Source organism: Lewinellaceae bacterium, from assembly GCA_020636105.1.
In the GTDB taxonomy this organism is placed as follows: Bacteria; Bacteroidota; Bacteroidia; order Chitinophagales; family Saprospiraceae; genus BCD1.
Window position 1 is genome coordinate 1,478,016 of the sequence record JACJYL010000002.1, and the last position, 14,798, is coordinate 1,492,813.

Genomic DNA, 14,798 nt, shown 5'->3' on the forward strand with positions numbered 1-14,798 from the left:
ACTTTAATATGAGAGTAATATTAAAAACGATCACCTTCGCATTGCTATTTGCAAGTTTATGGACAATGACCAGTTGTTCAAATGGTGGTTCCAATTCCAATAGCGGTGCCATTGGCGGCAGCGCAGCTGAAAAAGCATTTGTTGCTCCTGGAGAGCTCGACGAATTTTATGCTTTTATTTCCGGTGGATTCAGCGGCCAATTAGCCGTTTATGGATTACCATCAGGAAGATTATTCAAAGTTATCCCTGTTTTCTCCGTTGACGGTGAAAAGGCTTATGGATTCAATGAAGAAACAAAACCATTGCTCGAAACTTCTCACGGTTTTGTTCCCTGGGATGATTCTCACCACCCTGACCTTTCCCAGACAGAAGGGGTCATTGACGGCAGATGGTGTTTCATTAATGGAAACAATACCCCTCGTATCGCCCGTATCAGTCTGAAGACTTTCGAAACGGAAGAGATCATCGAGATCCCTAACAGTGCGGGAAACCACAGCTCCTCTTTCGTTACTGAAAATACAGAATACGTGGTTGCCGGTACTCGTTTTGGCGTTCCCGTACCACAACGGGATATGCCTATCGACCAATACAAAGGCAACTTTAAAGGGGCTTTATCCTTCATTAAGGTAGATCCTGAATCCGGACATATGAACATTGCCTTCCAGGTACTGATGCCCGGTTTTAACTTTGACCTGGCCCACCCAGGCAGAGGAAAATCCCACGGCTGGATGTTCTTCTCTTCCTACAATACAGAAGAAGCCAACACCCTCCTCGAGGTGAATGCTTCACAAAACGATAAGGACTTTATTGCTGCCATTAACTGGAAAAAAGCAGAAGAGTATATTGCACAGGGCAAATTCACTACTATGCCTTCGAAATATGCTCACAACGTTTATGATGAAGGTACCCATTCCGCCACTTCCAGCATGATGACCGAAGTCAGAGTTTTAAATCCTGCCGATTTTACGGATTTGGTTTACTTCCTCCCCACCCCTAAATCTCCACACGGTTGTGATGTTGACCCTACAGGAGAATATATCGTGGGTAGCGGTAAATTGGCTGCAGCCCTGACCGTTCACTCTTTCACCAAAATGCTGAAGGCTATCGAAGACAAAGCTTTTGATGGTGATGCTTATGGCATTCCGATCTTAAACTTTGACGCCGTAAATGCCGGTACTGTTGAGCAACCGGGTCTCGGCCCTTTGCATACCGAATTCGATACCCGGGGCAATGCCTATACTACTTTCTTTATCTCTTCAGAGGTCGTGAAGTGGAAACTTGGCACCTGGGAAGTATTGGACAGAAAACCAACCTACTATTCTGTTGGTCACCTGATGATCCCCGGAGGTAACTCAAGAAAACCTTACGACAAGTACCTGGTTGCGATGAATAAGATCACCAAAGACCGTTACCTGCCCACAGGTCCTGAACTTTGCCAGTCTGCCCAGCTGTACGATATCAGTGGAGACAAAATGGAGCTGATCCTGGACTTTCCCACCATTGGGGAACCCCACTATGCAGCCGGTGCTCCTGCTGATTTAATCATACCTAATTCGCAGAAAATTTACAGGCTTGAAGACAACAATCACCCGTTCGCTACAAAATCTGAAAAGGAAGCCAAGGTGGTTCGTGATGGAAAAAATGTCCACGTTTATATGACCATGATCCGGAGTCACTTTGCTCCTGACAACATTGAAGGCGTTAAAGTGGGTGACCGGGTTTACTTCCACGTGACCAACCTGGAACAGGACTTTGACGTACCTCACGGCATTGCCATGATTGGTGCAAATACGTCTGAATTACTGATCATGCCCGGACAAACGGAAACCTTTACCTGGGAACCTAAAGAAGTGGGCGTATGGCCATTCTATTGCACGGATTTCTGTTCAGCCCTTCACCAGGAAATGCAGGGATATGTAAGAGTTTCTGCTCCGGGAGCAGATGTACCCATAAAATGGTCTCTTGACGGAGAATAATTTATAAAGTATTGTGTGAATCATGAGGAAGCAGGTGGGCAAGCTATAAACTAAGGTGGCTTGCCCACTGCTTTAATAACCAGCAAATACACAAACAACAGCACATAAAAAATGAAAAAATCAAAGATTTTAATGATTATCGGGACCTTGTTCCTCCTGGGATTATTTGTTTTTCCACTGTGGAATATTACCCTTGAAGCCCCTCAATATCCTGACCCTATCGGCATGGATATCTGGATCACGAAAATTACGGATCACCAACCCAATGATGTAAAAAATATCAACCTGATGAACCACTATGTGGGCATGAAGGAAATTCCAGAACACATGAAGGAGTTCGAAGTGTTTCCCTGGGTAGTGGGCGCAATGATCGCTTTGGGGTTGATCTTTGCGTTTACAGGAAATTACAAACTCTTCCTGGTATGGTTTATTCTCATGGTTATTTTAGGCATTGCAGGCATGTATGACTTCTACCTCTGGGAGTACGATTACGGACACAGCCTCAATCCTAAGGCAGCAATAAAGTTCACCACTCCGGACGGTTCGCCCATGGCCTACCAGCCGCCTTTGATAGGCTCAAAAGTTATTCTTAACTTTAGAGCGATTTCTTTACCTATGGCAGGGGCTTATCTACTGTTCACCGGAATGGTAATTTCATTGATCGCCTTCTTTGTCGGAAAAAAGGAAGCCTCAAAAGCCCAAGAATAAAGTCATTCATAATTCCGAAACGAATAAATTCAGGCGGCAGGAAACATTCAAACCAGGATCACCCCTCGGTTACTGCTGCCTGAATTTAATTAAAACCTAATGTTTAAAGCCAAAACATTGACCATGAAATTCGAATATTTAATTTATTTAACCGTCGGTTCGATCTTAACATTCTTTGTAAGTTCGTGTGCCGTGGAACCTGTTCCCATCGGTTATGGAAAAGATGCCTGCCATTTTTGCAAAATGACCATCGTAGACAATCAACATGCTGCTGAGATCGTCACAAAAAAAGGTAAAGCCTTTAAATATGATGCCATTGAATGTATGATGCAAAGCAGGTTTGACTGGCAGGAAGCAGAAATCGGCCTTTTCCTCCTGGCGGATTACGCCACTCCGGGGAAACTGGTGGACGCAACCAAAGCGACTTTCCTGATCAGCGAAAGCCTGCCCAGCCCGATGGGTGGCAATCTCTCGGGGTTTGAAAACGAAAGTGAAGCCCGGGAAATACTCCAGGAAAATGGAGGGGAAATTATCCCCTGGGAACAATTGAAGACCCGGTACAGTAAAAAATGATTGCTGCCCGGTTTCTTAGGGATGGTTCAAAAATAAATTTACATTTTTCGGCGATGACTCCACTTTTGGGCCGGGGCGGAGGTGTGGCAAAAGTGTAAATTTATGTTTACCGCGTTTCTTAAATGTTTTTTTTAATCTTTTGTGAAAATCAGATTTCACTGACTTTTGTTAGAATCTATTTTTGCTCCCGCACCTGTCTGCGTCCTTTTCAAGCATAAAGCATGCTTTTAGATTTTTTCAACCTGTACCGCATCAAAAATGAATTAAAAACAACCAAACACCTGATTGAATAATGACCAGAATTTTCCTCATAATCACCTTACAATGCATTGGCCTGCTTTCTTTTGGAAAAACCATCGAAGTTTGCCCCGCCTGCAAAGTCAAGTCAATAAAGGAAGCCATAAACCTGGCCAGCCCTTTCGACACCATCCTTGTCAAAAAAGGGCTTTACAAGGAACATGAGATCAGTATTGCCAAACCCCTGGTATTAATTGGCCTCCATCAGCCTGTTGTTGACGGAGAGGAAAAGGGGGCCATTTTTGAGATCGGAGCCGATAGCGTGACCTTATCCGGCTTTGTCATCAACAATGTGGCCCACAGCCATACGAAAGACTATGCAGCAGTCCATGCTTTTAAAATCGGACATTTCCTGTTCGAAAAAAATACTTTCAACAACCCGTTTTTTGCCTACCTGATCGAAAAGTCTCACGACGGGATCATTCGAAAAAATGTGATCAACGGCAATGCCATTGTAGAACACAACTCCGGCAACGGCATTCATCTATGGCACTGCAACAATATGGAAATACTGGAAAACGAGGTGTACCAGATGCGCGACGGCATTTATTTTGAGTTTGTCAAATCGAGTAAAGTGGCAAAAAACATCAGCAAGCGAAACATCCGTTACGGCCTCCATTTCATGTTCTCCAACAACGACGAATACCTCGACAACCTTTTTGAGAACAATGGCGCAGGAGTGGCCGTGATGTTCTCTAAATACATTTTCATGCGTAATAATACTTTCCGACTGAACTGGGGAACGGCCTCTTACGGACTATTGCTAAAAGAAATTTACGACGCCGAAATAAAACACAATACCTTTGAGGAAAACACCATAGGCGTAAATGCAGATGGCTCGACGAGGGTAAACTTTGAAGAAAACATTTTCCTCAATAACGGCTGGGCCATAAAATTCCTGGGAGCCTGCTACAGCAATAAATTAAAGCAAAATAATTTCCTGAACAATTCTTTTGGAATTGCCTACCAGGGAGGCATGAACGGTAATCTTTTCGACCGCAATTTTTGGAGCGGGTACACCGGTTACGACCTGGACAGGAACGGCATCGGAGATGTTCCCTACAGGCCAATAAACCTCTTTTCCTACGTCGTCAACAAAAACCCTGAAACCATTGTACTGCTGAGAAGTTTATTTGTTGACATCATCAATTTCTCTGAAAAAGTATCCCCCGTTTTCACCCCGGATCAACTGAAAGACGAAAATCCTTTAATGAAACCCGCAAAATGGTAGAAATAAAAAAACTTTACAAAAGCTTTGGTCCGGTCGATGTCCTACAGGGAATAAATCTCTCTATCGAAGATAAGGGAATAATCGCTATCCTCGGGCCCAACGGATCCGGGAAAACTACGCTCATCAAAAGTATCCTGGGCATGGTCATTCCTCAGAAAGGACAGATATTGATCGACGGTAAGGAAGTCATTGGCAAATGGGAATACAGGAATGAAATTTCCTATTTGCCGCAGATTGCCAATTTTCCACAAAACATCAAAGTCAGGGAATTGATCGATATGATCAAAAATTTACGCAGTGAGACCTCCCTGGATGAAGAGTTGATCCAGCTGTTCAAACTCGGTCCGTTCCTCGATAAAAAATTGGGCAACCTGTCGGGCGGAACCCGTCAAAAGGTGAATGTGGTCATGACTTTTATGTTCGACTCTCCCCTCATCATTTTAGATGAACCCACATCAGGGCTGGATCCTGTGGCGTTGATTTATTTAAAAGAATTAATCGCAAAGGAAAAAAAGAAAGGCAAAACGATTCTCATTACCACTCATATCATGAACCTGGTGGAAGAGATTGCCGACCGGGTTATTTTCCTGCTCGATGGCAATATTTATTTTGACGGCACGGTAGGCATGCTTAAACAACAAACGCAACAGTCGAACCTGGAACACGCCATTGCGGAAATTCTGAAGGGTACTTATGCTTAAACGAACCGATAAACTTTAGCAAGAAATGTTTAAAATATTAAAATACAGTTTTTTTGACCTGATGCGTAGCAGATGGAGTTATGTGTATTTCCTGTTTTACCTGGTATTGGGTTTTGTGTTATTTTTTCTGAACAGCGATGTGAACAAAGCGGTCATCACTTTACTGAACATCATCATCGTCCTGACCCCCTTGATCGGGACAATTTTCGGGGTGATGTATTATTACAGTTCAAGAGAATTCGTTGAATTACTGCTTTCGCAACCGCTTAAGCGAAGCACCATTTTTGTAGGGCAATACCTGGGGGTTTCCATTTCCCTTTCACTCAGTCTGATCATCGGGCTGGGAATTCCCTTTGTGGCCTACGGCGTTTTCAGGTCGGGTGATATCTGGGATTTCACCTCGCTGCTGATCACGGGAGGTTTTCTTACTTTTATCTTTGTTGCCCTGGCGTATAACATAGCCCTTTCCTTTAATGATAAGATAAAAGGATTTGGTTTTGCCATATTACTCTGGCTGTTTATGGCCGTCATTTACGATGGACTCATCATGATTATGATGATCAGTTTCCAGGATTATCCTTTGGATAAATTTGCCCTGGGGGCCATGATGTTCAACCCTATTGACCTGTCAAGGGTATTGATCCTCCTAAAGCTTGACATATCAGCGTTACTGGGTTATACAGGAGCTGTTTTTCAACAATTTTTCGGAACATCCAACGGGATGATCATTTCAATGACCGTTTTATTGATATGGATATTGATGCCCCTATGGCGCATGATAAGGGTCTCCAGGAAAAAAGACTTCTGATTGTGACTTAAAACACAAGTAATTCCATAAACAAAGGGTAATTTTGCCCAATGGAACTGAGCCGCAACATATCGAACAGGAATTTTAAATCCTACATATGGCACGCTATTTTTGCGGCGCTTGCGATCAACTTCATGGATGTGGATACGGTGCTGCCTGCTATGCTGATCCATTCGGGAGGGGGCACATTTCTGGTGGGACTGATGTCGGCCATCATGCTGGGTGGTTCCAGGATGTCTCAGCTTTTTTTTACACCTTTCCTGCAAAACAGGCAGCATAAAAAGATATTTTTACTGGTGGGAATTAATTCGAGGATATTTTCCCTACTGGGGCTGGCTCTTTTATTTTACCTGTCGCCTCAAATCACCCAGGAGTGGGTCATCATCTTCATATTTATGCTTATCATAACCTTTTCCATAGGCGGGGCTTTTGCAGAGATTCCCTATACCGATATCATAGGCAAGTCCATTTTCCCTGAAAGCAGGAAACGCTTTTTTTCCCTCAAGCAATTGCTCTCTGGAGTCAGCGTTTTCCTTTCGGCCCTGGCGGCTCAGCAACTGCTTCATCACTTCACCTTTCCTGACAATTACCTGGCCATGTTTTTGCTGGCGGCAGCCTTCCTGGGATTGGCCTCCATCGGGTTTTATTCCATCATCGAATTCATCAAGGAAGAGCACAAAACAGAACGTATTCCCAACCTGAAAGTTTTCGTTCAAAAAATTGTCAAAGAATTAAAAGAACACCAACAGCTCACTTTTTACATCCTTGTGGTGAATACACTGGGGGTCGGCCTGGCCATTTTGCCTTTTATCATCCTTTTTGCAAAAACTAAAATGGTGGTCAATGCTACGGTGGTGGGAGAACTTCTCGTTTTTAAAACCATCGGCCTGGTGTTGACGAGTTTCGTCATTTACCAATTTTCCAATAAATTCAAGTACAAGCAGTTGCTGTATTTTTCCATATCCCTCCTGATTCTCATGGTGATTACCGCCATAATATTCATGGAACACCCCTTTGTTTTTCGGTTGCTCTTTTTATGTGGCGGCATTTTTGTCTCCCTTTTTACCATCACCAAAGCCGGCCTTCTACTGGAAATTTCGACCGATCAAAACCGGGCATTTTATACCGGACTTACCGGTGCCAGCAATCTTTTACTCACTATTTTCCCTCTGATTTCAGGGATAATAATTGGCCTTTGGGGATTTGCCTATTTTTTTGGACTGACGCTATTCCTCCTTCTGTTGAGTGGCTATTTTGCCTACCATCTTAAATGTTATAGTTAAAAAATAAAACATGTTAACGGAAAAAATAAAAAACTACTGGCAAAATAAAAGCAACTGGAACAAAATTTCGGATGCCATTTTCCTTGCATTAATCATCACTTTACTGTTCCCGGGAGGGAGAATGGCCATTGGCGGTTTTGTCAATCGGCTAAAAGCAATGATCATTAGCCCTTCGGTTCAGGCAGATGGCCCTACCCTATCTTCCGACGAATACCAATGGCCACTCTCCAATTTGGAAGGTCAGCCCGTGAACCTGAAGGACTATAAAGGTAAAGTAGTGTTCCTGAACCTTTGGGCGACCTGGTGCCCCCCTTGCGTCGGAGAAATGCCGGAGATCCAAAAACTCTACGACCGTTTTAAGGACAACAATGAGATTGCTTTTTTAATGGTTTCGAATGAACCTCCTGCTAAAATAAAATCATTTATAGACAAACGGGGATTTACTTTCCCGGTCTATTCTACACAATACAATCCGCCCGCGCCTTTTTCCACGCAGAGCATTCCCACCACTTTTGTCCTTTCAAAAAACGGGCAAATAAAAATACGGGAAACGGGAGCCTACAACTGGGGAGGAAGTAAAACAGTTGACATTATTGTAGGCTTACTGGCGGAATAGATTATCCGGAAAGATGATTATCGCACCAAAATTACACTCCCCGTATATTGTTGAAACCAGCCGTCCAGAAATTCCACCTCAACCACATAGGCAAAAACACTTTCGTTTAGATTTTTGCGTCCTAATTTGCCATCCCAGCCAAAAGCAGGGTCATTGGGGGCAAATTCCCTGGTTTCATGCACCATACTTCCCCATCGGTCATAAACGGTAAAAGATCTGATCAGGGCCACATCTTTTCCGGCGTTGATGTAAAAAATGTCGTTTACGCCATCGCCGTTGGGTGAAAAAACATTAGGGATAAAAACGTTCCGGGTTCGGTCGAGGTAAATGGTAATGGCATCGGAAGCCCGGCATCCGTTCACATCCGTATAGGTAAAGTGAAAGGTCTGTGTATTTTCAAGTGGCCGAATGAGCTGATTGAAACAGGAATCACAGGAGAACAGATCTTCCGGTATCCAATTCCAGCCTGCCACCTGTGACTCGTCAATATTGATGAGGGGCACAAGTTCATACTCACACCCCAACGGTAAATAAAAATCTTCTCCAAGATCGGCGATCAGCTGGACTTCGCTTCCTACCGTTACAAGCGTATCCCACTCGCAACCTATGGCATCTTTGATCGTTACCCGGTATTGCCCGGAAGGCAGGTATTCCGCTCTGTTGGTATAAGACAAAATGGTGTCGCCAAACGAATACAAAAACGGAGGAGTCCCTCCAAAAACCGTATCAATGACAATTCGGCCGTTGATCATTTCAAAACAGGGAGCAAAGGCAGCAACTTCGGCACCGTAAGGCTTTTCCTCATTGAGGGTCACCAACACCTGGTCGGCTGCTATGCACCCATTGATGGTATTTAGAACTTCGAGCTGGTAAAGGCCTGGCGCATCCACCACCGGAAAAAGGGTTTGAGCCCCGGAGGTGATGTTCCCTCCGCTGGTCGTCCATTGATAGGTAAAATTATTGCCAAAGGATGAGCCGATCCCGTTGAGTTCAATTTGTGGCGTAACACAATTGAGTTCTCCACCCCCTCCGGTCTTGGCAAAAGGGGTATTGGCGTCGATAAAAACGACAACGGTATCCACTGCCGCACATTGAGTAACCTGGTCTGAGACGGTAAGAAAATAAGCTCCCGGTTCATTGATGGTCGGGGTGGGTGTATTGGCTCCGGAGACAATATTCCCGGAGGAAGTGGCCCATTGATAATTCAAAGCGTTAAATCCAAAGGAATGACTCCCATCCAGCATGATCATCGTATTGTTCAGGCAATTTAAGGTATCAGCGGTGCCTGCCTCCGCAATGGGCAAAGGGGCCTCCTCGACCATCACGAAAGTGGAATCAGTACAACCACTGGCATCCTCTATATATAACTGGTACGTTCCGGGCATATCAATGAGCGCCATGGTTGAATTTTCACCGGAAAGGATGTTCCCGTCAAGGGTTGACCATTCCTGGATCAGTCCTGGATTGCTAGACCATGTAGTGGCTTCAAGGGTAAGGGTTTGACCTTCACATAAATACCCTGGAGGATCGATAACAACTTCCGCCGGAGAAAGCGTTATGCCGTCGAGCAGGGCATAGGAGTAATCACAAACATCTCCCCCTTTGCCGTCCATCATGAGGTAATAAACCTGGCCAATAACGAGATTCGTTGCCAGCATGACCCCGGTTCCGTTGTTGGGCACGGGATCCAGGCAGTTGGATTTCGATATAAAAAAATTGCAATCATCCGTCTCAAAAACGTGGACCTGCAGTCCGTTGCCCTGGTTGCATCCGAAAACAGATACTTCAATTTCAAGTGAGGTTGACCCTGCAATAAAAGAGATCCAGTTGTTGTTTTCCACGACCCCGCAAAAGGCATTAGGCGTTCCTGAATTGGTGGCACCACTGTTATCCGAACAATACCCGTCCAGATCACAAAGTAAAGGTGCATTGGCGCAGGTATTGGCCGGCGGCAACGGGAAGTTGCAATTTTGAGCGAATGAAATGCTCAGGCCAAAGCATGAAAAACAAAAAGTGGCCAACCAAAATTTTAGCATAGCAATGCGGTGCATAGTTTAGGGTGTTTTTTAGTAACCTCAGAAAGATTACGCAAAGATTGGCGATAACGATCTGATTTACAAACGGAAGGTCGGAAAAGTTTGTCGTAAATACGCTGAAAAAAAAATGAATGGGAAGCGAGGATGGTTAGCAGTCGACCGAAAATTGTGCAAAAAACTTCCAGGTGGAGCATATTTCCTGAAATTGAAAGTTCATCCGCACAGCATTCGCAGATTTTCGCGGGTAATGATTCTGCGAAAATCTGCGGTTTCTGCGTGAATATTACGTAAGCTCCTGGAAGGAACATTTTAAAAATAAATTGACCTGTTTTTGGGGATGACTCCTTTTAGTGACTTGGGTGAAGCAGCGGCAAATTGGTCAATTCATTTTCATCAAATCACCAGAAAATGGCTAAAAATCCTGGCCGGGTTATGTCCAGAGATTACTTTCGGTTTCCACCACCACCACTGACTTCAAAATCAAGGAATTCTCCATCATCGTTGCCGCCCCCCTGGACATCAAAATCGAGAAATTCGTCTTTGTTTTTGTTTTTGGCGGAATCTGAGGCCGGCTTACCGAAAACCGGTTCGTCGGTTCCCTCGTCATACCATTCTGAAGGCGTTTGAACGAGATCGATCAGACCAAATTCCTTTTCCAGTTCGCGCTGAATGTCCTGTTTTCTCATTTCACTGAGCCTAAAATCCTCCTTTACCTGTTGTTTCGCTGTTTTGTAATTGAACTGGTCCAGAGTTCCCATGATGGTGTAATACAAATTAAAGAAACCGTTTTGCTTTGCCGGTTGAGCGCTAAGGGATGGATCATGTTTTTTAAACCGGTTGACCAGCACTTGCCCGGCATTAACTTTCAGGTTATACTTGATTTCGTTTTCAAAGGAATGATCCCCGCTGATCGTCAGGTTCATGGCATTACTCTGGATAAACATAGCAGGAATGATCAGCCTGCTTTTCCTGACCTCCATATAATTTTCGAGGTTGGTAAATTTGATGTGTTGAAGGTCTTTTACATTGACCAATGCCGAGAAAGTTTCCAACATTTTGAAATCCTTGATCTCCCCGTTTGTAATCCCTGTACCCACGAGAACATGCAATTTATCCATGAGAAAATTGCCTTCTTCATCCCAGAACACCTCAATGATCATTTTAGCATCCATGGTCCCCGAAATATTGTCCGCAGTAAGCACTTCCTGTGAAAAATTTTCCGACTGCCGGAAGAATTCTTTCAGGTCAATACTTTTACAAACGACCTTCGTCTTGAGCCAGGGTTTTTCTTCAAAGAACAATTTCCCATCGAGAGCAATATTTCCTCCCATAGCATTGGCGGAGCCGTCGATCTTGAGTTCACTATTATCAAAAACAAGTTTTCCGACAAATTCAGTGCCCTCGATTTTGTTGTAATTAAATTCATCAATACGCGCATCAAAGGTGCCTTTGAGGAAACTCGTGGTTTGTTCTCTCTTTTTTATTCTTGTTCCGGCAAGAGAATCCACTTTCACTCCGGCTTCTTCGGCTTCCTCTTCCGAAGCCAGTGACAGGTTGGCCAAACGATCAAGATCCATTTGGGGGGAAGTGAGTTGCATATTAAATTCGAGTTCTGCCCTGTTGCTGTTCAATGAATCCGCAAATAAAACAGGGATAATATTGTAGGCAAAACCTTTGAGATTTATTTCGCTTCCGGCACCATCCAGTTTGAGGTCATCGATGGTCAGTGTATTATTATCCAGGCTCACCCTTCCCCTATCCAGGATCATTTCTTCATTGTTTATGGTCAGGGAAGCATCGTCAAATTCGATATTACCCCCGAGCTCCACCTTCGAAATATTTCTGACACTCAACATATCCTTATAACGACCTTTGAGATGGAGGTTATCAATTTCAATTTCCCCGTCTCCGTTGGAGATCCGCGGGTCAGACATTAATCCATAGACCATTTTAAGAGGAATGACTCCGTCCATATTAAACACCAGCTGGGGGTCATCGAGATTATACAATTTAAAGTCCAATTCGAATAATTCCCGCTTAAAATAGGCCTTGAAATTTTTTATTTCAAACGTAGAGGTCTTACTCAAATGAGAACTCCCATTATCGAAACGTGCAGAAAAAGAAACATCCTTGAGCGCTCCATCCATTCGGGAGCTGGAAATTTTTCCATCAGTGAGGCTCAGCTCCGCAATGATCTCGGGTTCCGTATTTTTATTTGATTCGCCTTTAATGCCTGCCCTGAATTCGAAATTACCTTTGCTTTGCAGATTGCCCATGTTTTCCAGGTATTCCGCAGGTAATATTTCAGCCATTGAAGCCAGGCTAACATCATCTCCTTCAAATAAAAGATCGTAATAAGTCGTATTATTCTTCCGGCTTTCAAGGGCTCCCCTGACTTTAAATACATTGGTACCAATGCGCAATTCCACATCCTGGAATTTGTATTTTTCTTCCTTGAGGTCTACGAAAATGTCCGCATCATAAACGATGTCTTTTCCATTCAGGAAACGTCCCCCGTCCAGTTCAATGAAATGAGATTTGAGGTTGGCCTCACTTTTTAGAGAAAATTTGTCACTGGAGAACTGTCCTGAAAAAATGGCTTTATCTACGGTGAACATCACGTATTGCTGCTCCTTTTCATCCGAATAAATAAGTTCGATGTCGTTCAGTCGCGCCTGGGTTAAATTGATTCCGGGAGTGCTGCCGGGAGTGCTTTTTTCCTCCTCGGGGTCACTGGCTTTAAAAATGTCATAATTCGCTCTTCCTTTGCGGTCTATCTCGACTGTAAGCGCCCCATTGCTGATCACTACAGACTTAACCGAAATATTACTACTCAACAAACTGAATAAACCAAGCCGAAAAGAAACTTCTCCGGCCTCAAGTAAAACCCCGCCCCGATTGTCTTTAAGCAACACACCTTTCAGGTTGGCTCCGAAATTCGGAAAGGTTCGGATGACGGAAAGGTCAAAAGATTTTACGGAAAGCTCCGATTTTATTTGCTTATTGACTTCCGAAATAATTTTCGCTCCGATTTTATCTTCCAAAATACTTGCAAGGGCGGACATTACCGCCAGGGTCACGACAAAAAATATTCCCAGGATAAGGAAAATTCGTTTTAATAATTTTTTTGAATCCATGGATCAAAAGGTGTTGAATAAGATGCAGTTATGGAATAAAAATCTTTTTGGAGAATAATCAAAATCCCAAAAAATCATCCCGTTTAAAATAAAGGCCTGTATTATTATATTAACAAAAAGCTAATTTATAAAAAGCCTAACGATTTTTGATGAAAAAATATTTTTATAAAAAAAGCTAAAAAGGCTTGGACTATAATTTTAATGCATTTATATTTGCACTCGCTAAACAAAACAGCCATAAAGAAGGTTAGTTTTTAGCCAGTATTTCAGGGGCGATTAGCTCAGTTGGTTTAGAGCACCTCGTTTACACCGAGGGGGTCGGGAGTTCGAGTCTCTCATCGCCCACAGATTTAAAAAGGCCTTCCATTTTGGAAGGCCTTTTTTGTTTTACCAAATAAAAAAAACAAAGCTTGATTAGCTCAGTTGGTTTTGAGCATCCCGGCATATCCCGGCACTAACGTGCGCAGGATGATACGATGTATCATGCCCCAAAGGGTCGGGAGCCTGTCTGACTGGCGTCAGCCAGGTAGATTCAAGTCTCTCATCGCCACAAATAAAAAAGGCCTTCCATTTGGAAGGCTTTATTCTTTGTGATCATTGGAAAAACTTTTTATGGAATTCTTCCTTTACTGTCAGGATCAGGATGGTCCGGATGTTAAAATATTCAGGATATTGGGCAGGGAAGGAAGAATACTTTAAGATTAAAACCTGTTGCTCAAACAAGCAATCCTGTTAAACCAATAATCCAGTAAATCCTGATACAGTCAAAAATATTCTACTCTTAGATCAGCGTTGCATCCAGGTTGAAACTGATGGCGAGGTTGTCTTTTACTTTTATCAATCCCATCATAGCCGTAGGAGCCTCCAGATTAAAGTCCTTAAATTCCAATGAAGTAGAGCCTTTGATCTGAAATCCGGTTTCTGAGGTTTTTTTGATATAAACAGGAATATTGACCTTTCGAGTTACCTTGCAAAGGGTAATTTCAGTCACCGCCTGAAATTTGACCCAATTGTTATTTTTCAATTCTTTTGCGCCTTCGGAATTGGAGGCTTGCTTCAAAGTTATGGTGATATAGGGGTATTTATCTGACTGCAGGGTTTTTTGTAAATCCCGGTTCATGGCATTCAATCCACAATCCAGTCGCTGCGTATTTATTTTGAGTTTGGTATTGTCAAAGATGAAAGTAGCTTCATCCTTTCCCATTTCATACCCTACTTTTCCTTTGGGAAACTGCTGCTGGGAAGAGCAGCAAAAAGAATTGACGTTGGTTTCACCGTTGATGGAAAGTGTACTGGCAGGTCCCAGGACATAATCTCTATAGTCATGACTAACCCCTTGTTTATTCACACTGATAAAACTGGTGAGTAATGCGACGAGGACGAGTGTAATCGTAATTCTGAAATAAAAATGAAACCTTTTCATATGACAATA

At 43.4% G+C, this 14,798-nt stretch carries 11 protein-coding genes and 1 tRNA gene; 9 read left to right on the forward strand and 3 right to left on the reverse strand.

The window, feature by feature from the left end:
- Window positions 1-8: 8 nt before the first annotated feature.
- From nosZ to H6571_23100, 8 genes are all read left to right on the forward strand, one after another.
- Entirely contained in the window at window positions 9-1,976 is a 1,968-nt protein-coding gene (gene nosZ, locus H6571_23065) for a Sec-dependent nitrous-oxide reductase (protein MCB9326627.1), read from the forward strand.
- 111 nt (window positions 1,977-2,087) lie between these two features.
- Entirely contained in the window at window positions 2,088-2,684 is a 597-nt protein-coding gene (locus H6571_23070) for a hypothetical protein (GenBank protein ID MCB9326628.1), read from the forward strand.
- Window positions 2,685-2,807: 123 nt separating this feature from the next.
- Window positions 2,808-3,257: a nitrous oxide reductase accessory protein NosL gene (locus tag H6571_23075; protein MCB9326629.1), complete on the forward strand. Its 450-nt coding sequence runs from the start codon at window positions 2,808-2,810 to the stop codon at window positions 3,255-3,257.
- Between the two features lie 292 nt (window positions 3,258-3,549).
- Window positions 3,550-4,785 (forward strand): nitrous oxide reductase family maturation protein NosD, encoded by a 1,236-nt coding sequence (gene nosD, locus H6571_23080; protein MCB9326630.1) that lies wholly within the window; start codon window positions 3,550-3,552, stop codon window positions 4,783-4,785.
- Complete coding sequence (locus H6571_23085) at window positions 4,779-5,486, forward strand: ABC transporter ATP-binding protein (GenBank protein ID MCB9326631.1); 708 nt, start codon at window positions 4,779-4,781, stop codon at window positions 5,484-5,486. The genes nosD and H6571_23085 overlap by 7 nt, the downstream gene beginning before the upstream one ends.
- A gap of 25 nt (window positions 5,487-5,511) precedes the next feature.
- The gene (locus H6571_23090; GenBank protein ID MCB9326632.1) at window positions 5,512-6,294 is read left to right on the forward strand and encodes an ABC transporter permease; all 783 of its coding nucleotides are present in this window, start codon (window positions 5,512-5,514) and stop codon (window positions 6,292-6,294) included.
- Window positions 6,295-6,344: 50 nt separating this feature from the next.
- Entirely contained in the window at window positions 6,345-7,577 is a 1,233-nt protein-coding gene (locus H6571_23095; GenBank protein MCB9326633.1) for an MFS transporter, read from the forward strand.
- Window positions 7,578-7,587: 10 nt separating this feature from the next.
- A complete protein-coding gene (locus tag H6571_23100; protein ID MCB9326634.1) occupies window positions 7,588-8,193 on the forward strand; it encodes a TlpA family protein disulfide reductase in 606 nt (201 codons plus the stop codon).
- Window positions 8,194-8,210: 17 nt separating this feature from the next.
- Here H6571_23100 and H6571_23105 read toward each other — a convergent pair whose 3' ends face one another.
- Window positions 8,211-10,244, reverse strand: coding sequence for a gliding motility-associated C-terminal domain-containing protein (locus H6571_23105; protein MCB9326635.1), 2,034 nt, complete (start codon window positions 10,242-10,244; stop codon window positions 8,211-8,213).
- Window positions 10,245-10,672: 428 nt separating this feature from the next.
- A complete protein-coding gene (locus H6571_23110) occupies window positions 10,673-13,366 on the reverse strand; it encodes a hypothetical protein (protein MCB9326636.1) in 2,694 nt (897 codons plus the stop codon).
- 270 nt (window positions 13,367-13,636) lie between these two features.
- Between H6571_23110 and H6571_23115 the strand changes: the two genes are divergently transcribed.
- Window positions 13,637-13,711 (forward strand) — tRNA-Val (locus H6571_23115).
- Window positions 13,712-14,147: 436 nt separating this feature from the next.
- Here the strand turns inward: H6571_23115 and H6571_23120 are convergent.
- On the reverse strand, window positions 14,148-14,789 hold the full coding sequence (locus H6571_23120; protein MCB9326637.1) for a YceI family protein: 642 nt from the start codon (window positions 14,787-14,789) through the stop codon (window positions 14,148-14,150).
- Between the last annotated feature and the right edge of the window lie 9 nt (window positions 14,790-14,798).

What these genes read in the sequence shown, in the direction of transcription:
- nosZ (MCB9326627.1), top strand. Translation starts at nt 9, where the DNA reads ATGAGAGTAATATTAAAAACGATCACCTTCGCATTGCTATTTGCAAGT.
- H6571_23070 (MCB9326628.1), top strand. Translation starts at nt 2,088, where the DNA reads ATGAAAAAATCAAAGATTTTAATGATTATCGGGACCTTGTTCCTCCTG.
- H6571_23075 (MCB9326629.1), top strand. Translation starts at nt 2,808, where the DNA reads ATGAAATTCGAATATTTAATTTATTTAACCGTCGGTTCGATCTTAACA.
- nosD (MCB9326630.1), top strand. Translation starts at nt 3,550, where the DNA reads ATGACCAGAATTTTCCTCATAATCACCTTACAATGCATTGGCCTGCTT.
- H6571_23085 (MCB9326631.1), top strand. Translation starts at nt 4,779, where the DNA reads ATGGTAGAAATAAAAAAACTTTACAAAAGCTTTGGTCCGGTCGATGTC.
- H6571_23090 (MCB9326632.1), top strand. Translation starts at nt 5,512, where the DNA reads ATGTTTAAAATATTAAAATACAGTTTTTTTGACCTGATGCGTAGCAGA.
- H6571_23095 (MCB9326633.1), top strand. Translation starts at nt 6,345, where the DNA reads ATGGAACTGAGCCGCAACATATCGAACAGGAATTTTAAATCCTACATA.
- H6571_23100 (MCB9326634.1), top strand. Translation starts at nt 7,588, where the DNA reads ATGTTAACGGAAAAAATAAAAAACTACTGGCAAAATAAAAGCAACTGG.
- H6571_23105 (MCB9326635.1), bottom strand. Translation starts at nt 10,244, where the DNA reads ATGCACCGCATTGCTATGCTAAAATTTTGGTTGGCCACTTTTTGTTTT.
- H6571_23110 (MCB9326636.1), bottom strand. Translation starts at nt 13,366, where the DNA reads ATGGATTCAAAAAAATTATTAAAACGAATTTTCCTTATCCTGGGAATA.
- H6571_23120 (MCB9326637.1), bottom strand. Translation starts at nt 14,789, where the DNA reads ATGAAAAGGTTTCATTTTTATTTCAGAATTACGATTACACTCGTCCTC.